Below are 20,805 nucleotides of genomic sequence, written 5' to 3' on the forward strand. Positions count from 1 at the left end.
CGTCAGGACGAGCCGACTCGGCGGTGAAACCGGTCAGGACGAGCCGACTCGGCGGGGTCAGGCCTGGGCTGCGCGACGGAGGCGGCGGACGACTCGTCGACCGAAGTTCCGCACCGGGTGGCGGGTGGCGTAGGTCAGGTCGGCCTCGAGGCCGGCGACCTTGCCGCGCAGCCGCTCGATGCGCTCGCGGCGGCGCCGGTTGACCTCGCGGGCCTCGCGCAGCTGCTTGGACAGGGTGCCGACCCGGGCCTGGGCGGAGTTGGCGGAGGCCTGGATGCCGAGGATGTGGTCGCGGGTGGCCAGCCGGGAACGGGTGACCTCCTCGAACTTGTGGGTGTGGGCGTCGCGGAGCCGGACCTCGTCGGCCGGAGCGGCCTGGACGAGCTCGGGGGCGGCCGGCGCGAGCTCGCCGTCGGCGAGCGGCCGGGCGGAGAGCTGGAACTGGTAGACCAGCGCGTCGGGCTGCTGGCGTACCCACTCCACGGCCACCTCGGGAAGCAGACCCGGGTCGACCGCGACCTCGACGTTGAGCGGGTCGGCGGTGGTGCCGCGCAGGTCCTCGACCGCGTAGCCCGCCTCGGTGAAGAGCTTCAGCAGCCCCTCGCGGGAGTAGAACTTGATGTGGGTGCGGTCCAGGAGACCGGTGTCGGTGGTCTGCCAGCGGCCCTGGAGCAGGGCGAGGCGGACCGAGCCGTGGGTGACGTTGGGGATCGAGATGACCACCCGGCCGTCGGGGGCGAGCAGGTCACGGGCCTGCTCGAGCGCCGCCCGCGGGTCGACGAGGTGCTCGAGGACGTCGGCGAAGATCACCAGGTCGAAGGAGCCGGGCTCGACGATCTCGGTCAGCGGGGTCGCGTCGACGTCGGCGACGACCACCCGCTCGAGGACCTTCTCGGCCAGGCTCGCCGCCTCGGGGTCGATCTCGATGCCGGTGACGGTGCAGCCACGCTCGGTGAGGATCCGGCCGATCTCACCGGTCCAGCAGCCGACGTCGAGGACCCGCTTCCCACCGTCTGCCGAGGCGATCGGCGCAGCCAGGTCGATGACCTGCACATGGCTGGTGTTGGCGTGATCGAGGTCGATCTCGACGGCGTAGTGCGACATGCGACGAGGGTAGCGACCTTTGGTGGTGCCGCGCGGGTTCGGCACGGGTGAATTGCGGGCTGTTTCGACGCTTCGGCGACGTACGGGGAAATGGTCTGTTACACAGTGGAAACAGACGCTTCGGGGTGTCGAAACGTCCCCGGGTGAAGGTGGCGGCGAAGATGACAGGATCAAGGACTTCTGGAGGCGCCCTCTCGTGAAACTCGTGACCGCAGTGATCAAGCCCCACAAGTGGGAGGACGTGCGCGAGGCCCTGGAGGCGTTCGGTGTGACCGGCATGACCGTCTCCGAGGTCTCCGGCTACGGCCGGCAGAAGGGCCACACCGAGGTCTACCGCGGCGCCGAGTACGACATCGCCCTGGTGCCGAAGATCCGCATCGAGATCGTGGTGGAGGACGAGGATGCGGCCGACGTCGTCGGGATCGTCGTGAAGACCGCGCAGACCGGTCGGATCGGCGACGGGAAGGTCTGGCTCAGTCCGATCGAGTCCGTCGTCCGTGTCCGGACCGGTGCGCGCGACGCCGAGGCGCTCTGATCCAGTGGAACGCTCGACCATTAGGCTTCGTCCGAGTGCCGGTCCATCGAATCCCACCGGAGGAGAGAAATGAAGCTCGTCACCGCAGTGATCAAACCCCACAAGTGGGAGGACGTCCGCGTCGCCCTGGAAGCTGTCGGTGTCACCGGCATGACCGTCTCCGAGGTCTCCGGCTACGGCCGGCAGAAGGGCCACACCGAGGTCTACCGCGGCGCTGAGTACGACGTCGCCCTGGTGCCGAAGATCCGCATCGAGATCGCCGTGCCCGACGAGGAGGTCGAGTCGGTGGTCAGCGCCATCGAGACCTCGGCGAAGACCGAGCGCATCGGTGACGGCAAGGTCTGGGTCTCCCCGCTGGAGACGATCGTGCGGGTCCGCACCGGCGACCGCGACGACGCCGCGATCTGAATCTCTCATGAAGGGGCTGGCGCATGAGCGAGCGGCAGCGAGCGACGATCAGGATTGTCGCGCCGCCGCGTTCGCACCCTGGCTTCTCCCTACGATCGCGGCGGCGTGACGGCTGAGGGCCGGGCGGAGCGCACAGCCGAGGCCGACGAGCACTGCGCCGAGGCGTACGCCGCAGCGGGCGGCCCCGAGGTCGGGGTCGCCCTGGTCGCGGTCGGGGGATACGGGCGCGGGGAGCTCGCGCCCTTCTCCGACTGGGACGTGGTCCTGGTGCACGACGACGCCGTCTCGCCGGGGTCGGTGGCCGAGCAGGTCTGGTATCCGCTCTGGGACGCCGCGCCCAAGCTCGACCACTCGGTGCGCTCGTTCTCCGAGATGCTCTCGTCCTCGACCGGTGACCTCCGGGTCGCCCTGGGGCTGCTCGACATCCGGCACCTGGCCGGCGACCGCGGCCTGGTGCTGCGGCTGCGTACGACGATGCTGGCCCACTGGCGCAAGCACGCCCGGGCCCTGCTGCCCGAGCTGAGGACGATGAGCGTGGAGCGACACCGGCGTGCCGGGGAGCTCGCCCACGCCTCGGTGCCGGACCTGAAGGAGATGTACGGCGGGCTGCGGGACGCGGTCGTCATCAAGGCGATCGTGGCGACCTGGCTGGTGGACGTACCTGCGGTCGACCTGGAGAAGTCGCGCCGCGCCCTGCTCGACGTCCGTGATCTCGTGCAGGAGATCGGCGGCCGGGCCACCGACCGCGTCGTGCCGGAGATGTGGGACCAGCTCGCCGAGAGGCTCGAGCTGGACGACGCTCGTACGGCACAGGCCCACGTACGCACCATCGGCCGCCGCCTCGCCCATCTCTCCCGCCTGGCCTGGCGACGGGTGGACGGGGTCCTCGAGCGATCCCGTCCCGGAGCGCCGCGTCGCCCGCGGCTGACGCCTCTGGGCGGCGGGCTGGCGCTCGCGTCCGGCGAGGTCGTCCTCGTGCCGGGCGCCCGCCCCGCGCGGGATCCGCTGATGCTGCTGCGCGCCTCGGCGCTGGCCGCCGAGCACGGGGTCGCCCTGGCGCCGCCGACCGCCGCGCGGCTGGCCAAGGACACCCCGGCGCTGGCCGAGCCGTGGCCGGAGGACGCCCGCCGACTCTTCGTACGGCTGCTGGGGGCCGGGCGCGGGCTGCTCGCGGTCTGGGAGACCCTGGAGGAGACCGGCGCGGTCTCTCGGATCCTGCCCGAGTGGGAGCGGATCCGGCTCCTCCCGCACGCCTCGATCATCCACCGCTTCACCGTCGACCGGCACACCATCGAGACCTGCATCGAGGCGGTCGCGCTGATGCCGCGCGTGGCTCGCCCCGACGTGCTGCTGGTCGCGGCGCTGCTCCATGACATCGGCAAGGGGTCGCTGACCGAGCACAGCGTCGCGGGGGAGCCGATCGCCCGCCGCATCGCCTCACGGATGGGATTCCCGGACGAGGAGGTCGAGCTGATCTCGCAGCTGGTGCGCTGGCACCTGCTCCTGTCGGTGACCGCGACGACCCGTGACCCGGACGACCCGGCGACCGTCGACCTGGTGGTCGACACGATGGGCGACGCCGAGGCGCTCGCCCTGCTCACCGCGCTCACCGAGGCGGACGCGCGGGCGACCAGCACCCAGGCCTGGACCAGCTGGCGGGCCCGGCTCATCCTCGACCTCGCCCGCCGGGCCGCGCGGGTCCTCGACACCGGCGTCGCCGCGGGGGAGCGGTCGCAGGCCGCGGTGGAGATCCCCGAGAGCGTACGTTCGGGCTCGACCTCCTTCCGTGCCGAGCCGCTCGCCGACGGCGCCCGGGTGTGGGTGATCGCGCCCGACCGGCTCGGCCTGCTCGCCGATCTGGCCGCCACCTTCGCGGTCGCGCGGCTGCCGGTCAGAGCCTGTCGTGCCTGGCAGCAGGGCGGTTTCGGGGTGAGCGTGTGGGACCTCGACGACTCCTATGTCGACGCCGCGGTGCTGCGCACCCGGTTCTCCGCCATCACCGAGGGCCGCCTCGACCCGACGACCCGGCTGGCGCCGAGCGCGGCCGCGCGGGGGAGCGAACCCTCGGTCGTCGTACGTCCCGAGGCATCCAGCAAGGCCACGGTCCTCGAGGTGCGCACCATCGACCGTCCCGGGGTCGTCTACACGGTCGCCGTCGCGCTGGCGCGGATGGAGATCGCCGTCCGCTCCGCCCATATCTCCACCCTCGGCCCGCAGGCCGTGGACGTGTTCTACCTCCAGGAGGCCTCGGCCGGAGTGCTCGCCGAGCATCGGGCGGCCGAGGCGGCCCATGCGGTCCGCGCGGCGCTCGAGTGCTGACCGCCACCGTGCCACCCTGCGATGGCGCTGCCGAATAGCACCCCACACACAACAGTTCGTTAGTCTTGGCAGGACCACCACTCTGCTGAAGGACCGCTTTGTTCGCCACGCTCTCCGACCGGCTCGCCACGACGTTCAAGAACATTCGGGGCAAGGGCCGCCTCACCGATGCCGACATCGACGCCACCGCTCGCGAGATCCGTATCGCGCTGCTCGAGGCCGACGTCGCGTTGCCGGTGGTGCGCGAGTTCGTCGCCCGGGTCAAGGAGCGGGCGCGCGGCGAGGAGGTCAGCCAGGCGCTGAACCCCGCCCAGCAGATCGTCAAGATCGTCAACGACGAGCTGGTCACGATCCTGGGTGGCGAGACCCGTCGGCTCCGTTACGCCAAGACCGGCCCGACGGTGATCATGCTCGCGGGTCTGCAGGGTGCCGGTAAGACCACCCTGGCCGCGAAGCTCGCGCTGTGGCTGAAGGAGCAGGGCAAGGCGCCGCTGCTGGTGGCCGCCGACCTGCAGCGGCCCAACGCGGTCAACCAGCTCCAGGTCAACGGTGAGCGCGTCGGGGTCCCCGTCTACGCACCCCAGCCTGGCAATGGCGTCGGCGACCCGGTCGCGGTTGCCCGTGACGCTGTCGAGGAGGCCAAGCGCAAGCTCCACGACGTGGTCATCGTCGACACCGCCGGCCGCCTCGGCATCGACGAGGAGCTGATGAAGCAGGCCGCCGACATCAAGGCGGCGGTCAACCCCGACGAGGTCCTCTTCGTCGTCGACGCGATGATCGGTCAGGACGCGGTCAACACCGCGCAGGCCTTCCTCGACGGCGTCGGCTACGACGGCGTGGTCCTCACCAAGCTCGACGGCGACGCCCGTGGTGGTGCGGCGCTCTCCATCGTCCAGATCACCGGCAAGCCGGTCATGTTCGCCTCCAACGGCGAGAAGATGACCGACTTCGACCTGTTCCACCCCGACCGGATGGCCGGCCGCATCCTCGACATGGGCGACATGCTCACCCTGATCGAGCAGGCCGAGAAGACCTTCGACCAGGGGCAGGCCGAGCAGGACGCGGCCAAGCTCGCGAGCGGCGAGTTCACGCTCGAGGACTTCCTCAAGCAGATGCAGCAGCTGCGCAAGCTCGGCTCGATGTCGAAGCTGATGGGCATGCTGCCGGGCATGGGTCAGTTCCGCGACCAGCTCGACAACTTCGACGAGCGCGAGATCGACCGGATCCAGGCGATCATCCAGTCGATGACCCCGGCCGAGCGCGCCAACCCGAAGATCCTCGACGGCTCCCGCCGCGCCCGCATCGCGAAGGGCTCGGGCCGCCAGGTCTCCGACGTCAACCAGCTCATCCAGCGCTTCACCGAGGCGTCGAAGATGATGAAGCAGCTCGCCTCCGGTGGCGGCATGCCCGGGATGCCCGGCGCGCCCGGTGCCGGCTTCGGCAAGCGCGCCGGCGCCAAGCAGGTGGCCCAGAAGAAGAAGGGCAAGGGCGCGCGCAAGTCCGGCAACCCGGCCAAGGCCGCCCAGCAGGCGAAGACGGACGCCGAGAAGAAGCCGGCTGCCGCCAACCCGTTCGGGGTGCCGGGTGGCGAGGAGATCGACTACGAGAAGGCTGCCGCCGAGCTCAACCTGCCCGGGGACTTCTCCAAGTTCCTGAAGTGACCCGCCTCGACCGCTGAGTCGGCGCATCTGTCCCGGCCAGAATCGCTGAGTCGGCGCATCTGTCCCCATCGGATCGCCCGCTTCGACCAGCTTTGGCGAGACAAACGCGCCGACTCGACGCTGGTTCGCGAGACACATGCGCCGAGTCGGCTCGTTAGAACGCGCCGACTCGGCAGGATTCGCCGTCACGACGCGCCGACTCGAGGCGCCGCAGCGCCACCGGAACCGGGCCACATTCTTCAACCTCAGAGCCGAGGCGCCCGTCAGTTTCGCGCATGTGTGCGGAACTGGCGCTTCGCGGGCGCTCTCGACCTGCCACTTCGGCACACATGTGCCGAAGTGGCGCCACGGGCCTGTGCGCTTCGCAGCGACTCGCACCTTTATCCTGGCCGCATGGCAACGGTCCTGGTCGTCGACGGTGCGAACGTCGTGGGTGCCCGCCCGGACGGCTGGTGGAAGGACCGGGCCGGCGCCGCGCGCCGGCTGCACGAGGCACTCCTGGTGGCCGACCTCCCGCACGACCGGATCGTGCTGGTCCTGGAGGGACAGGCCAAGGGCGGCGTACGTCCCGGCCGCGACGCCCACGTGCTCACCGTCCACGCACCCAAGGACGGGGACGCCGCGATCGTCGGTGCCGTCCGGGAGGCGCAGGAGAAGGGCGACCGGGTGACGCTGGTGACCGCCGACCGGATGCTGCAGGCACGCTGTGGCGGCGCGACGGCCCTGGGGCCGTCCTGGTTGCTTGACCAGATCTGAGTAATTCGAGGGGTTACGCACGCGTAGCCATTGACCGGCATTGTGATCGCCGTCACGCTGGGAGCGCTCTCACGAGCCCTGGCGCCTCATCGCCGAGGTGTTGGTAGATCACTCTCAGGAGGTCTGTCCCGTGCGATCACACAGACGGCGCGGCGCGATCGGTGGAGCCTCGGCTCTCGCCGGTCTGCTCTGTGCCACGCTCTTCGTTGCCCCTGCATCCAGTGCGGCGCCCACCAGCGCGCCCGCCGGCGTGTCCACCGATGCGCTCACGCGCTCGGGCCACACGCTGCCCTACAAGAACCCACGTCTGGCGACCAAGACCCGCGTCGCCGACCTGCTCGCCCGGATGACGCTCGCCGAGAAGGTCGGTCAGATGGCCCAGGCCGAGCGCGCGGACGTCGCCGCTAACCCCGGCCAGATCGCTGAGCTCGGGCTCGGCAGCGTACTCTCCGGCGGCGGCTCGACCCCGGCCGAGAACACCCCGGAGGCCTGGGCCGACACGGTCGACGCCTTCCAGGAGCAGGCGCTCTCGACCCGGCTGGGGATCCCGCTGCTCTACGGCGTCGACTCGGTCCACGGTCACGGCAACCTCAACGGCGCGACCGTGTTCCCGCACAACATCGGCCTCGGCGCGACCCGCGACCCGAAGCTCGCCGAGCGGATCGGGCACATCACCGCGGAGGAGACCCGCGCCTCCGGGCCGCAGTGGACCTTCGCCCCGTGCATCTGCGTCGCCCGCGACGACAGGTGGGGGAGGACGTACGAGTCCTTCGGTGAGGACCCCAAGCTGGCCGCCAAGATGTCGCAGATGATCGAGGGGTTCCAGGGCGACAAGAACGAGCTCGACGATCCCGACCGCGTGCTCGCCACCGCCAAGCACTTCGCCGGCGACGGCTTCACGACGTTCGGGACGGGCGAGGGCGACTACACCATCGACCAGGGCATCACCCAGGCCTCGCACGCCGAGTTCGAGAAGCTGGCGCTCTCGCCGTACGTCACCGCCATCAAGAAGCACGACGTCGGCTCGGTGATGCCGTCCTTCTCCAGCGTCGACTGGACTGAGGACGGACTCGGCAACCCGCTCAAGATGCACGCCCACGAGGAGCTCGTCACCGGCTGGCTCAAGGAGAAGCAGGGCTTCGACGGCCTGGTGATCTCCGACTGGCGGGCGATCCACCAGATCCCGGGGACGTACGCCGAGCAGGTGGCCATCTCGGTCAACGCCGGCGTCGACATGTTCATGGAGCCGTTCTCCGGCGACACCGTCGGCTATCCGCAGTTCATCGAGACGCTGACCGACGCGGTCGAGAGTGGCGCCGTCTCGACGGCCCGCATCGACGACGCGGTCTCCCGCATCCTGACCGCGAAGTTCGACCTCGGACTCTTCGAGAAGCCGTTCACCGACCGGCGCAACATCGACGAGATCGGCAGCGCCGACCACCGTCGCGTCGCGCGCGAGGCGGTGGCGAAGTCGCAGGTCCTGCTCCGGAACAGGCACACGCTGCCGCTCTCCGGCCGCGACGACGTCTACGTCGCGGGCAGCAAGGCCGACAGCATCGGTGACCAGGCCGGGGGCTGGACGATCACCTGGCAGGGCAACTCGACTCACCAGATCCCCGGCGACACGATCCTCGACGGCATCGAGTCCGCGGCCCGTGGCGAGGTGACCCACTCGCCCGACGCCTCCGCGCCGGTCCCGGCCGGGGCACATGGTGTCGTGGTCGTCGGCGAGCACCCGTACGCCGAGGGCTTCGGTGACGTCGGTGGCCCGCGCTGGGGCTACGACCCGGGTGAGGGCGGCGTGCTCCGGCCGGCGCTGACGATGCAGCTCAGCGACGCCGACACGGCGGCGATCGAGACGGTCTGCGCGGCCGCGGCGACCTGCACGGTGCTCGTCGTCTCCGGGCGTCCGATGATCATCCCGCCCGAGCTGCTCGGGCAGATCGACGCTCTGGTGGCCTCCTGGCTGCCGGGCAGCGAGGGCAAGGGCGTCGCCGACGTGCTCTTCGGCAAGCGCCCGTTCACCGGGAAGCTTCCGGTGACCTGGCCCCGCTCGGTCGACCAGGAGCCGATCAACATCGGCGATTCCGACTATGACCCGCTGTTTGCGTACGGACACGGCCTGAAGACGCACCGATAGCGAAAAGGCCCGATCCGAGTTGTGCGAATCTTCGATTCGCGACGCTTGGATCGGGCCATTTCGGTGCATGATTCGTGCATGCAGACGCTTCGCGTAGACGTATCGGGACGAGCGCTCAGCTTCCCGCCCGACAAGATCGTCCGAATAGGGCGTTCGATCGATGCCGACGTGGTGCTCTCGTCATCCTCCGTCTCCCGCGCTCATGCGGAGCTGCGCCCGGACCCGTCCGGGTGGAAGCTGGTCGACGTCGGCTCCGCCGGAGGGACGTACGTCTCCGGCAGCCGCGTCACCGAGGTGCCGTTGACCGGTGCGACCGAGATCCAGCTCGGCCCGGCGGGGCCGGGCTCGACGATCACGGTCACGCTCGACGACGCGCCGGTGGCGGCGGGTGCTCCGCGTGCTCAGGCGCCGGCTCCGCCGCCTCCGCCGGCGATGGCGGGCGCCACGGCGGCTCCGCCCTCCGGGGCGGCACCGGCGGCTCCGCCCCCGCCCGGCAACCTGCCGCCCGCGCCCCCGGCGCCCTCGGCGACCCAGGACATCTCCGAGATGACGATCGCTCCCGGGATGGCCCGCCCGACCGCTCCCGGTCAGCCGCCGGCCCCGCCGACCGGCCCGGACCTGCTGCTGGTCGCCGAGGGCAAGGAGCACCGCTTCCGCCACCCGGTCACGGTCACCATCGGCCGTGCGGCCGACAACTCGGTCGTGCTGGAGGACCAGGGTGTCTCCCGCCAGCACGCCCGGTTGGTGGCGACCCCAGGCGGCTGGACCTTCGAGAACGGCTCCCAGACCGGGTCGTTCCTCAAGGGGAAGCCGTTGGTCCGGGAGCAGATCGACGAGGAGACCGAGATCCGCCTCGGTCACCCGGTCGCCGGCGAGATCCTCAAGGTCATCCCGATCTACGCCGCCGAGGTCGAGGTTGCCCGGGCCGCCGCCAAGCGCCGCAACAAGCTGCTGCTGTGGGGCGGGATCGGGGCCGCGGCCGCGGTCGTGGTCATCGGACTGGTGATCGCGATGTTCGTGGTGCCCGGCGGCGACCCGGCCGCCCAGGACACCGGTCTGACCAAGGACGAGCTCAACAGCGCGCAGCGGGCCGCCGTCTGGATCACCTACGCGCCGACCGAGGACACCATCGCGATGGGATCCGGGTCGATCGTCACCGAGGACGGCAAGATCCTCACCAACGCCCACGTCGCCGACCCGGCGAAGATCCCGGAGTATGCCGCCAAGGGCGAGGTCTCGCCCGAGGTCGTCAACATCCACCTGACCGACCCGGCCGAGGGCTACAAGGTCGGCGAGCCCGACTACATCGCCAAGGTCATCCAGTCCGACGGCGAGGTCGACAGCGCGGTCGTGCAGATCATCGCCGACGGCGAGGGCAACCCGGTGAACCCGTCATCGCTGGACCTGCCGACGATCTCGCTCGGCGACTCCAACGCCGTCGACCGCGGCGACTTCATCGCCACGATCGGCTTCCCCATGCTGCCGAAGGAGAGCTTCGCGGACAAGGAGGGCGTGCTCTTCCAGCCGCCGACCGTCGCCGAGGGCAACGTCGCGACGATCCTCTCCTTCGAGGGCGAGGAGCGGGCCGTCTTCGACGTCACCGCCCGGATCTCCAGCGGCAACTCCGGTGGCGCCGCGGTCAACGACGACGGTGAGCTCGTCGGCGTACCGACCTCCATCGGGTGGGACGAGAGCAACGTCGTCACCGGCCAGGTGATCCCGCTCGCTCAGCACTTCCCGATCCTCGAGGCCGCCGGGGTGAAGGTGCCGCGCAACTAGGTAACCTGCGTCACATGACTGCTCTGCGCTTCTCCGGCCCGGTCCTTCCCGATGGAGAGGTGCGGGACCTCTACGTCCTCGACGGCCGCATCACCTACGAGCGGCCGTCGGGGGCGGAGACCGGCGCCTCGGGCTGGATCGTCCCCGGCCTCGTCGACGCCCACTGCCACATCGGGCTCGGGCCCGACGGTGCGGTCGACGCCGAGACCGCCGAGGCCCAGGCGATTGCCGACCGTGACGCCGGTGCGCTGCTCCTGCGCGACGCCGGCTCCGCCGCCGACACCCGCTGGGTGCAGGCACGCGACGACCTGCCCCGGCTGATCCGCGCCGGCCGCCACATCGGACGTACGAAGCGCTACATGCGCAACTACGCCGACGAGGTCGAGTCCGACGGTCTGGCCGAGGCCGTCGAGCGGCAGGCCCGCTCCGGTGACGGCTGGGTCAAGCTCGTCGGCGACTGGATCGACCGGGCCGAGGGCGACCTGAAGCCCTCCTTCCCGGAGGAGTCGTTCGCCGAGGCGATCAAGGTCGCCCATGACAACGACGCGCGGGTCACGGCGCACTGCTTCGGTCACGAGGTCCTGCCCGGCCTGATCGAGGCCGGGATCGACTGCATCGAGCACGGCACCGGGTTGACCACGGACCTCGTCGAGGCCATGGCCGAGCAGGGCACCGCACTGGTCCCCACCGTCGCCCAGCTGGAGATCTTCCCCGACCTGGCCGCGGCCGCGGCACCCAAGTTCCCGACGTACGCCGCCACCATGGAGGACCTCTACGCGCGCCGTCGCGAGACGATCATGAGCGCCTACGAGGCGGGCGTGGCCCTCTACGCGGGATCCGACGGCGCCGGCGACCAGCTGCACGGCGTACTCCCGGTCGAGGTCCTCGCCATGCACCGGCTCGGTCTTCCGGCCGACGTCGTCCTCGGTGCCGCCTCCTGGCGCGCCCGGGAGTGGCTCGGGCACAACCCCGGCCTCGCCGAGGGTGACCCCGCCGACTTCGTCGTCTACGACACCAACCCCCTCGACGACCTGACCGTCCTAGCCCGGCCCGCCGCCGTGGTTCTCAGGGGAGTCGTCCACTAGACAGAGCGGCTGGATTCGAACAGCCGCCGATCGCGCCGGGCGCTGACCCAGTCGACGAGCATGGCGGCGGACAGGACGAATCCGGCGACGATCAGCGCCACGCCGCAGAGCATCCCGAACCCGTTGTCCAGCGCTAGCTGTGGGCCGTAGCTACCCTGCGCCGGCGTGATCCGAGCCGGGCGGTCCTCGCTCACCGGTGACGTGCACGTGACCCGAAGGCGCCCGGACCCGGCGTCGAATTGGAAGGCGATGTAGTCGCCCGTCTCCTCGGACCATCCCGCTTGGCTCGGCTTCGGCGACAGTTGGATCGAGCCTCGCGAGGAGTCGACGATCGTGCAGGACGCGTCCCAGGACCGGAACCACGGTTCGTTCCCGGGGTCGTCCGTGCTGGGGAGGGTGAGGAGCGCGTCCATACCTGGCTCGATCAGGACATCGTGCGGTGCGCCGTCGATCGGGATGCTCGCCCGGATGGGCTCCGCCGTGACGAACGGAAGGAACAAGGTCAGGAAGAGGGCCAGCCCGCCGACCAGGACCGCGAGGCCGACGACGCCGCCCACGGCCTTGGCCGAAGGGAACACCTTGGGCGTCCCCTGAGGTGAGGAGGGCCGTGGGTATGGAGTGAAGGGGGTGGGGGTATCCCGATGGGACATGCGGCAGAGTATCCAGGGCATCGCGGCGTCATGGACGTGGTTTTCGTCAGCGAGGAGCTGGCGGGTGGGGCGGTTGCGCGCTGCGTACGGGAATTTCTTCCCGACCTGCAGGTCTGGCAAACTGGAGCGTGTGTCCTGTGCGCAGGGACCCTCTCACCCAGCGCAACAGTGCCCGCCGAAGTTGCCTGACGGGTGTCCCCACACCGACACGGGCCTCTTCACCCATATTCGATTCCAAAGGAATACCACCAACAGTGGCTGTCAAGATCCGCTTGAAGCGCCTGGGCAAGATCCGGGTTCCGCAGTACCGCATCGTCATCGTCGACTCGCGCAAGAAGCGCGACGGCGCTGTCATCGAGGAGATCGGTCTCTACCGTCCCAAGGAGGAGCCGAGCTTCATCCAGGTCGACTCCGAGCGCGCCCAGTACTGGCTCGGCGTCGGCGCCCAGCCGACTCCGGCTCTCGAGGCGATCCTCAAGGTGACCGGCGACTGGCAGAAGTTCAAGGGCCTCCCGGGCACCGAGGGCACCCTGCGGGTCGCCCCGCCGAAGCCCGACAAGCTCGAGCTCTTCAACAAGGCTCTCGCCGAGGCGCACGCTTCGGCTGGTTCTGAGGCCGTCACGAAGAAGGCCGCCAAGAAGGCTGAGGAGCCCAAGGCTGAGGAGCCGAAGGCCGAGGAGCCCAAGGCTGAGGAGCCCAAGGCCGAGGAACCCAAGGCCGAGGAGACCCCGGCCGCTGAGGCCGAGGCCTGAGCAGCATGCTCGCCGAAGCTCTCGAGCACCTCGTCCGAGGAGTCGTCGACAACCCCGACGAGGTGAGCGTGCGCGACAAGCAGCTTCGTCGCGGCTCCGTCCTCGAGGTCCGGGTCCACCCCGACGACCTCGGCAAGGTGATCGGCCGCGGCGGCCGCACCGCCACCGCGTTCCGTACGGTCATCTCAGCGCTGGCCGGCAAGGGCGGCGCGCGGGTCGACTTCGTCGACGTCGACGGCGGTCGCTGAGCACCGGCTGCACCAACTCACGGCAGGCGCCATCCCCGTTGCGGGGGTGGCGCCTGTTGCTCATTCTCGGGCCGCCGAACTCGTGTAACACGTCGTTCGTAGGACTACTCGCCCTATCCGATAGGGCGAGTAGTCCTACGAACAGCGTGTTACAGCGAGCGGCGCCGCCCCCACGCTGAGGAGTTCGGCCCGACGTACGCCACCCTCTAGGCTCACCTCGTGGAGTTGATCGAGGTGCTGGTCGGACGGATCGGCAAGCCGCACGGGATCCGAGGGTTCGTGACCGTCGAGGTGCGCACCGACGAGCCCGACCGGCGGTTCGCCGAGGGCACGGTGCTGCGGGCGCAGCCGCCGAAGGGATCGGCGTACGCCGCCAAGGAGTTGACCGTGGAGGGCGCCCGTTGGCACGGGCAGGTGCTCCAGATCGCCTTCGAGGAGATCGCCGACCGCAACGAGGCCGAAACGGCTCGCGGGACGCTGCTCTTCGCCGACGTCCCGGCCGAGGAGACCCCCGAGGACCCCGACGAGTACTACGACCATCAGCTCGTCGGCCTGACCGCCTTCGATGAAGAGGGCCGCGAGCTGGGCACGGTGAAGGCGCTGGTCCACGGGGGAGCCCAGGACCTGCTGACGATCCGTACCCCGGACCGGCGCGACGCGCTGGTGCCGTTCGTCAAGGCGCTGGTGCCGGTCGTCGACCTGGTCGAGAAGAAGGTCGTCATCGCCGACCGCCCCGGCCTGGTCACGCCGTTCCCCGAAAGCACCGAGGACGAGGACGACGCCACGTGAGGCTCGACTACCTCACCATCTTCCCCGACTACCTCGCGCCGCTCCGGCTGAGCCTGCCGGGCAAGGCGATCGAGTCCGGGTTGCTGGACCTGCACGTCCACGATCTGCGTGCCTGGGCGCACGACAAGCACCGCACTGTCGACGACACGCCCTACGGCGGTGGCGCCGGGATGGTGATGAAGTCGGAGCCGTTCGGTGAGGCCTTCGACGAGCTGGCGATCGACGGCGCGACCGTGATCGTGACCACCCCGAGCGGCGAGCCGTTCACCCAGGCGTTGGCTCGCGAGCTGTCGACTCGGGAGCGGCTGGTCTTCCTGCTCGGCCGCTACGAGGGCATCGACCAGCGCGTCCTCGACCACGCCGCCACCCGCGCCGAGGTCCGCGAGATCTCCCTGGGCGACTACGTGCTCAACGGGGGAGAGGTGGCCGCGATGGCGATCACGGAGGCCGTCGTACGCCTGCTCCCCGGGTTCATGGGCAACGCCGAGTCGCTCGTGGAGGAGTCCCACGAGGACGGCCTGCTGGAGTACCCGGTCTACACCAAGCCCGCCTCCTGGCGTGACCTCGAGGTCCCGAAGGTGCTGCTCAGCGGCGACCACAAGCGGATCGCGCAGTGGCGCCACGACCAGGCGGTGGCCCGGACCTCCGTACGCCGCCCCGACCTGCTCCACGCCTCCCAGGCAGCCACCGAGTGGGAGATCGTGCCCGCCGTACGTGCTGATGTGCCCGAGCTGCACACGCTCCAGCTCGCCTGCTGGGTGCAGGAGATGCACGACAACCCCGGCGTCGCGATCCCGCCGCTGCACGAGTCGCTCGACGACACGGCGCGCGCTCTGGAGACCCACGACGTCTACGTGGTCCGCTCCGCCGGGCGGCTGGTCGGCTCGGTCCGTGCCCGGCTCGAGGGCGACGTCTGGGAGATCGGACGGCTGATGACCGCCCCGGACCTGCAGGGCCGGGGTCTGGGTCGTCAGTTGCTCGACCACATCCAGGCGGTGGCGCCGGCGGGTGCCAAGACCCACCAGCTCTTCACCGGAGCGAAGAGTGAGCGGAACCAGAAGATCTACAAGAAGGCCGGCTTCCGCCTGCGCCGTGACCTCGAGGCTCCCTCAGGCGCCGTCATCATGACTAAGACCCATGCAACTCGACGGTAACGGATCAGCAACCGAAAACTCTGTTACTTTTCTGTAACACAAGGCATCCGTCTCTGAAACCTTGCGTCGCAACGATGCCGGGCAATGCGTACGACGAGCGATGTGGCTCGCGTGGCGTCACAGCCCCATCCCGAGACTCAAATCAATGAGGCACTGAATGTCTGTCGAACTTGCGTGGCAACTCCTGTGCGCGGCCCTGGTCATCTTCATGACCCCCGGTCTCGCGTTCTTCTACGGCGGCCTGGTGAAGGCCAAGTCCGTCGTCTCGATGATGATGCTGAGCTTCGGCTCGATCGCCGTCGTGACGATCCTCTACGTCCTCTACGGCGGCACCGGCATCGCTGGCAATGGCACCAGCGGTGGGAGCAAGCTCTTCGGTAACCCGTTCGAGGACTTCGGTATGACCGACCTCGTCACCTCCGCCGGTAGCGGCGACGCGGGCAACCTCTTCGGCGGTCACGCCTTCCTGGTCGCCTTCTGCATCATCACCGTCGCCCTGGTCTCGGGGGCCGTCGCCGACCGGGCTCGCTTCTGGCCCTGGATGATCTTCGCCGTCTTCTTCGCGACCTTCGTGGTCTTCCCGACCTTCCGCTGGATCTGGGGCGTGGACTCCGAGGGCAACTTCTACGGCTGGCTCGCCAACAACGTCTACGGCCTGGGTGGCTCCCTCGACTGGGCCGGCGGCACCGTGATCCACCAGTCGGCCGGCGCCGCGGCGCTCGCCCTGGCGCTCGTGCTCGGTCGTCGCAAGGTCGGCTTCTCCAAGGAGGAGACGGTCGCTCACAACGTACCGCTCGTGCTGATCGGCACCGCGATCCTCTGGTTCGGCTGGTTCGGCTTCAACACCGGTGTCTTCGGTGCCGACGAGGGCCAGACCTCGCTGATCTTCCTCAACACCCTGCTGGCCCCGGCCGCGGGTCTGATCGGCTGGATCGTGGTCGAGCAGTTCAAGGACGGCAAGCCGACCGCCGTCGGCGCTGCCTCCGGCATCGTCACCGGCCTGGTCGCGATCACGCCGGCCTGTGCGTTCGTCAGCCCCGTCTGGGCGCTCGTCCTCGGCCTCGTCGCCGGTGCCATCTGCGCCCTGGCCGTCGAGCTCAAGTTCAAGCTCGGCTTCGATGACACGCTCGACGTCGTCGGCATCCACCTCGTCGCCGGTTTCATCGGCTGCGTGTGGGTCGGCATCTTCGGCATGGAGTCGCTCACCGGTGGCAGCCTGGTCTTCGGTGGCAACTTCAAGCTGCTCGGTGCCCAGATCCTCTCCTCGCTCACCGTGATCGTCTACTCGTTCGTCATCGCCTTCGTCATCGGCTTCGCGATCGAGAAGACCGTCGGCTTCCGCGCCAAGGAGGAGGACGAGGTCGCCGGTATCGACACCGTCCTCCACGAGCCGGGCTACTCCGAGCTCGGCTGATCTGATCGCATCCTCCACGAGGCCCGTCCCGTTCGCGGGGCGGGCCTTGCGGCGTACCGGGGTGCCTTCGTCTGCATACCTTGCTGGAGGAGCAGGCCTCAGCGTGGGCCGTACGGAAGCTGTCGGGCCTGATGCTGGATGCGGACGCTGAGGTCCTCGACCTCGGCCAGCACCGCCGGCGCGACCCACACGGGGGAGCGGCGCGTGCGTTTGGTGCGGGTGAGGACTCCGACCTGCTCCAAGCCGTCGATCGTCCCCTCGGGGTCCTCGATGCCGAGGCTCTTGGTGACCAGCTCGGCGTTGAGGATGGGCTCCTCGGTGAGCAGGTCGAGAAGGCGGTACGCAGCAGACCCGGGCCGTGGGTCACCGGCCGCCTCACCCCAGCCGCGCCGGATGCTCTCCAGCGTCTCGGCCGTCTTCCACGACTCCGTCGTCGCGATCGTCGTCGAGGCGGCGAGCATCGCGATGATCGTGGACGCCGTGCCGGCCCGGTAGTCGTTGAGGGCGGCGAAGTAGCGGTCGCGGTGGGCGACGAGCGCCGAGGCGATCGGGACGGCCAGGTGCCGTGAGGCGCGGCGTCGTCGGAGCACGGCGTGGATCAGCGCCCGACCGATCCGGCCGTTGCCGTCGATGAAGGGGTGGATCGACTCGAACTGGGCGTGCACGATCGCCGCCTGGGCGATGGGGGAGAGGTCGTCGCGGTTCGCGAAGGCGACCAGGTCCTCGATGTAGTCGACGACCGTCTCCGGCGGCGGTGGCACGTGCAGGGTGTCGCGGGGCGCGTAGTCGGAGCCGCCGACCCAGTTCTGCACGACGCGGAACCTGCCGGCGTTGGCCGCCTCGTCGGGATGGCGTGCGAACAGGTCCCGGTGGGCGCGCAGGATCGCGTCGGAGGTGATCTTGCGGGTCGTGTCGGCCTCGCTGATCAGCCGCTGCATCGCCTGGGTCGCGGATGCCATCGAGGTCGCCGAGGAGCTGGCGCCGATGCCGAGGAGGGCCCGACCGTAGTCGGCCATGCTGGCCTCGACGTGCTCGATCTTGGAGGAGTCGATCGCCTCGGTGCGCAGCTGCAGATGGTTGAGCCCGTCCATCGTCCGGCCGTGGACCAGGTCGAGATGACGGAGCGCGCCCGCGCTGGCGGTCGTCATCGCCGCCACCGGCCGCTCCAGCGCCAGGTCGAGGTCGGCGATGTGAGGCGGCAGCGCCACCGTGACCTCACGGAGCAGCCGGTCAACGCGCGGGCCGCGCGGGATCCGCTGCCGGTAGGGGCGCGTCACGTAGGTGTGCGGTGGCCAGTCGGTGTCGGTCACGAGGGAATCCTCGCAGGGGGCGCCGCGTACGTCTCGATTCTCGGCGGTCCACGGCGCTGTGGCAGACTTGTGGACCGGTCCAGTCGGCCGAAGCACGCTCCGAAGAAGACACCCGGAGGTGTCGTGACGGGCTCCTGCCACAGGGGGAACCGTGCGCCGCCGGCCAGCGTGGCTGGACCACCGCCAAAAGACAGCCCTGACCAGGGCATGGATGACCGCGATCGGCCTGTGGCGAGCGTGAGGAGAAATGATGAGCAACGTACTCGCTGAGGTCGGCAACGCCTCCAAGCGCGACGACCTGCCGGAGTTCCGCGCCGGTGACACCGTCAAGGTGCACGTCAAGGTCGTCGAGGGCAGCCGGTCCCGCGTCCAGGTCTTCCAGGGCGTCGTGATCCGCGTCCACGGTTCCGGCATCGGCCGCACCTTCACCGTCCGCAAGGTCTCCTTCGGCGTGGGTGTCGAGCGCACCTTCCCGCTGCACTCCCCGATCTTCGAGCAGATCGAGGTCGTCACCCGCGGTGACGTCCGTCGCGCGAAGCTCTACTACCTGCGCAACCTGCGCGGCAAGAAGGCGAAGATCAAGGAGCGCCGCGAGGCCTGAGAGGTCCCTGAAGATAGCGAGTCGATGAGGCTCGTTGTGGAGGAACTCTCTAGACTCACCGCGTGACTTCGAACGACCGCGATCCTTCCGTCGGCGTAGGGCCCCAGGCCCGCTGGGACGGGCCCGAGACAGGGGGATCGCGGTCGTTCTCGTCTTCTCCTCAGGCCCCTCGCTGGGCCTCGCAGCCGCCGGGCCCGGCCAACGGCCCGCGCGGCGAGGAGGAGCACAAGCCCCGCCTGTCGGCCTGGCAGGAGGGCATCGTCCTGGTCGTGCTGGCCGTGCTGGTCGCGGTCGTCGTGAAGGCCCTGTTCGTGCAGGCCTTCTACATCCCCTCGGAGTCCATGGAGCCCGGCCTGCAGGGTGGCCCGTCGGTGGCGACCGACGATCGGGTGCTCGTGGAGAAGCCGTCCTACTGGCTCGCCGGCACCCCTCAGCGCGGCGACGTCGTGGTCTTCTCCGACCCGGGCTCCTGGCTCGGTGTCGACGAGTCGGCAGGTCCCAGCAACATCTTCGGCAAGGCGCTCGCGGTCATCGGTCTCTACCCTGAGGGGGGCCACTTGGTGAAGCGTGTCATCGGGGTCCCCGGCGACGTCATCGAGTGCTGCGACAAGCAGGGTCGACTGATGGTCAACGGCGTCCCGATCGACGAGCCGTACGCCCGACCCTCCCAGACCAAGTGCGGCCGCCCCAACAAGGAGGGCGAGTGCTTCGGGCCGATGCCCGGCAATCGCCACTGGGAGGCCGGTCCGGTGCCCGAGGGTTCGCTGTTCGTGATGGGCGACAACAGGGCCAACTCGGCCGACTCGACCGTGCACATGTGCACGGCCAACGAGACCGACTGCGCGCTGGTGCCCTGGGTGCCGGAGGACAACGTGGTCGGCAAGGTCGTCGCGCTGGGCTGGCCGCTGGACCGGGCGAAGTGGATCCACCGCCCCGAGAGCTTCGAGGACGTGCCGTCACCGTGAGTGCTGCGCCGACCCTGCGAGTCGAGCGGTCCATGCTGCGCGAGGGCGTCACCCATCTCGGCGCCGTCGACGAGGTCGGGCGCGGCGCGCTCTGCGGGCCGGTCTCGATCGGGATCGTGGTGATCACCGCTTCCACTCGGACGGCACCCCAGGGCGTACGCGACTCCAAGCTGCTCACTCCCGAGGCCCGCGAGATGCTCGCGCCGAAGGTGCGCCGGTGGGCCGTCGACTCCGCCGTCGGGCATGCGCTGGCCTCCGAGATCGACGAGGTCGGGATCATGGCCGCGATGCGCCTGGCCGGTCAGCGAGCGTTGAGCGCCCTGGACGTACGTCCCGACGCGCTGCTGCTCGACGGCAACCACAACTATCTGACCCCGCCCGTGCAGGAGGGGCTCTTCGGTGAGGTCTCCGCGATGGTGGAGGAGGTCGAGGTGCCGCCGGTGACGACGATGATCAAGGCCGACATGAAGTGCGCCGCCGTCGCCGCCGCCTCGATCCTGGCGAAGACTTCGCGCGACGCGCTGATGGTCGCGCTCCACGAGGAGTATCCCGACTACGCGTGGGCCGACAACAAGGGCTACTCCGCCCCCGCCCATATCGCCGCGCTGGAGCGCCTGGGGCCCTCGGCATATCACCGGCGCTCGTGGAGTCTTCCCGGAACTTCCCGGGAGTTGGCTCTAGAGTCCTAGGCATGAGCGAGCGTCAGCGAGCGACCGATGACCTCAGGCCGCCGCCTCCGTATTCTTCGCTTCCCTCTACGGAGGAGGCGGCATGAGCGCGGAGGATCTCGAGAAGTACGAGACCGAGATGGAACTGACCCTCTACCGCGAGTATCGCGACGTGGTCGGCATCTTCAAGTACGTCGTCGAGACCGACCGCCGCTTCTATCTGTGCAACCAGGTCGACGTGCGGGCGCGTACGGACTCGGGGGACGTCTACTTCGAGGTGTCGATGAACGACGTCTGGGTGTGGGACATGTATCGGCCGGCCCGGTTCGCGAAGGCGGTCAAGGTGCTCACCTTCAAGGACGTCAACGTCGAGACGCTCAACCCGACCGACATCGACCAGCCGTTGGACTGACGGCCGGCTGATCTCGGGCCAGTTGCTGTCCACAGGGCGATCTCGATCCGGGGTT

The 20,805-nt window shown here is 69.7% G+C and carries 20 protein-coding genes; 17 read left to right on the forward strand and 3 right to left on the reverse strand.

What is annotated here, in order from left to right:
* Positions 1–57: 57 nt before the first annotated feature.
* Entirely contained in the window at positions 58–1,104 is a 1,047-nt protein-coding gene (locus ACFV9G_RS12695; protein ID WP_378727831.1) for a class I SAM-dependent methyltransferase, read from the reverse strand.
* 196 nt (positions 1,105–1,300) lie between these two features.
* On the opposite strand from ACFV9G_RS12695, the gene ACFV9G_RS12700 reads away from it, so the two are divergent.
* The 8 genes from ACFV9G_RS12700 (at position 1,301) to ACFV9G_RS12735 (ending at position 11,787) form a co-directional block, all read left to right on the forward strand.
* A complete protein-coding gene (locus tag ACFV9G_RS12700) occupies positions 1,301–1,639 on the forward strand; it encodes a P-II family nitrogen regulator (protein ID WP_141803747.1) in 339 nt (112 codons plus the stop codon).
* Positions 1,640–1,708: 69 nt separating this feature from the next.
* Positions 1,709–2,047 carry a P-II family nitrogen regulator gene (locus ACFV9G_RS12705; RefSeq protein WP_008363338.1) on the forward strand — a complete coding sequence of 113 codons (339 nt, stop codon included), beginning with the start codon at positions 1,709–1,711 and terminating at the stop codon, positions 2,045–2,047.
* Positions 2,048–2,152: 105 nt separating this feature from the next.
* Entirely contained in the window at positions 2,153–4,366 is a 2,214-nt protein-coding gene (locus ACFV9G_RS12710) for a [protein-PII] uridylyltransferase (RefSeq protein WP_378727832.1), read from the forward strand.
* Positions 4,367–4,464: 98 nt separating this feature from the next.
* Positions 4,465–6,027 carry a signal recognition particle protein gene (ffh, locus tag ACFV9G_RS12715; protein WP_378727833.1) on the forward strand — a complete coding sequence of 521 codons (1,563 nt, stop codon included), beginning with the start codon at positions 4,465–4,467 and terminating at the stop codon, positions 6,025–6,027.
* 393 nt (positions 6,028–6,420) lie between these two features.
* Positions 6,421–6,783 (forward strand): hypothetical protein, encoded by a 363-nt coding sequence (locus ACFV9G_RS12720; protein ID WP_378727834.1) that lies wholly within the window; start codon positions 6,421–6,423, stop codon positions 6,781–6,783.
* 130 nt (positions 6,784–6,913) lie between these two features.
* Positions 6,914–8,923, forward strand: a complete 2,010-nt coding sequence (locus ACFV9G_RS12725; protein WP_378727835.1) for a glycoside hydrolase family 3 protein — start codon at positions 6,914–6,916, stop codon at positions 8,921–8,923.
* Between the two features lie 78 nt (positions 8,924–9,001).
* Positions 9,002–10,702 (forward strand): FHA domain-containing protein, encoded by a 1,701-nt coding sequence (locus ACFV9G_RS12730; protein WP_378727836.1) that lies wholly within the window; start codon positions 9,002–9,004, stop codon positions 10,700–10,702.
* Between the two features lie 14 nt (positions 10,703–10,716).
* On the forward strand, positions 10,717–11,787 hold the full coding sequence (locus tag ACFV9G_RS12735; protein WP_378727837.1) for an amidohydrolase family protein: 1,071 nt from the start codon (positions 10,717–10,719) through the stop codon (positions 11,785–11,787).
* Here ACFV9G_RS12735 and ACFV9G_RS12740 read toward each other — a convergent pair.
* Positions 11,784–12,365 carry a hypothetical protein gene (locus tag ACFV9G_RS12740; protein WP_378727838.1) on the reverse strand — a complete coding sequence of 194 codons (582 nt, stop codon included), beginning with the start codon at positions 12,363–12,365 and terminating at the stop codon, positions 11,784–11,786. The genes ACFV9G_RS12735 and ACFV9G_RS12740 overlap by 4 nt on opposite strands.
* 326 nt (positions 12,366–12,691) lie before the next feature.
* Between ACFV9G_RS12740 and rpsP the strand changes: the two genes are divergently transcribed.
* From rpsP to ACFV9G_RS12765, 5 genes are all read left to right on the forward strand, one after another.
* Entirely contained in the window at positions 12,692–13,189 is a 498-nt protein-coding gene (rpsP, locus tag ACFV9G_RS12745; protein WP_378727839.1) for a 30S ribosomal protein S16, read from the forward strand.
* 5 nt (positions 13,190–13,194) lie between these two features.
* Positions 13,195–13,437: an RNA-binding protein gene (locus ACFV9G_RS12750; RefSeq protein ID WP_378727840.1), complete on the forward strand. Its 243-nt coding sequence runs from the start codon at positions 13,195–13,197 to the stop codon at positions 13,435–13,437.
* Positions 13,438–13,656: 219 nt separating this feature from the next.
* Positions 13,657–14,226, forward strand: coding sequence for a ribosome maturation factor RimM (gene rimM / locus ACFV9G_RS12755; protein WP_378727841.1), 570 nt, complete (start codon positions 13,657–13,659; stop codon positions 14,224–14,226).
* Positions 14,223–15,380: a tRNA (guanosine(37)-N1)-methyltransferase TrmD gene (gene trmD / locus ACFV9G_RS12760; protein WP_378727842.1), complete on the forward strand. Its 1,158-nt coding sequence runs from the start codon at positions 14,223–14,225 to the stop codon at positions 15,378–15,380. Before rimM ends, trmD begins: the two co-directional genes overlap by 4 nt.
* A 157-nt stretch (positions 15,381–15,537) precedes the next feature.
* The gene (locus ACFV9G_RS12765) at positions 15,538–16,794 is read left to right on the forward strand and encodes an ammonium transporter (protein WP_378727843.1); all 1,257 of its coding nucleotides are present in this window, start codon (positions 15,538–15,540) and stop codon (positions 16,792–16,794) included.
* 98 nt (positions 16,795–16,892) lie between these two features.
* Here the strand turns inward: ACFV9G_RS12765 and ACFV9G_RS12770 are convergent, their stop codons facing one another.
* Positions 16,893–18,104 (reverse strand): Fic family protein, encoded by a 1,212-nt coding sequence (locus tag ACFV9G_RS12770; RefSeq protein WP_378727844.1) that lies wholly within the window; start codon positions 18,102–18,104, stop codon positions 16,893–16,895.
* A gap of 250 nt (positions 18,105–18,354) precedes the next feature.
* Here ACFV9G_RS12770 and rplS point away from each other — a divergent pair, with 250 nt between their 5' ends.
* The 4 genes from rplS (at position 18,355) to ACFV9G_RS12790 (ending at position 20,750) form a co-directional block, all read left to right on the forward strand.
* Entirely contained in the window at positions 18,355–18,705 is a 351-nt protein-coding gene (rplS, locus tag ACFV9G_RS12775) for a 50S ribosomal protein L19 (protein WP_378727845.1), read from the forward strand.
* Positions 18,706–18,767: 62 nt separating this feature from the next.
* Positions 18,768–19,670 carry a signal peptidase I gene (gene lepB / locus ACFV9G_RS12780; RefSeq protein ID WP_378727846.1) on the forward strand — a complete coding sequence of 301 codons (903 nt, stop codon included), beginning with the start codon at positions 18,768–18,770 and terminating at the stop codon, positions 19,668–19,670.
* Complete coding sequence (locus ACFV9G_RS12785; RefSeq protein WP_378727847.1) at positions 19,667–20,359, forward strand: ribonuclease HII; 693 nt, start codon at positions 19,667–19,669, stop codon at positions 20,357–20,359. The genes lepB and ACFV9G_RS12785 overlap by 4 nt, the downstream gene beginning before the upstream one ends.
* Before the next feature lie 82 nt (positions 20,360–20,441).
* Positions 20,442–20,750, forward strand: coding sequence for a DUF2469 domain-containing protein (locus ACFV9G_RS12790; protein ID WP_045550889.1), 309 nt, complete (start codon positions 20,442–20,444; stop codon positions 20,748–20,750).
* Positions 20,751–20,805: the final 55 nt, after the last annotated feature.

The sequence above is a fragment of the Nocardioides sp. NPDC059952 genome (assembly GCF_042730435.1).
Classification (GTDB): Bacteria; Actinomycetota; Actinomycetes; order Propionibacteriales; family Nocardioidaceae; genus Nocardioides.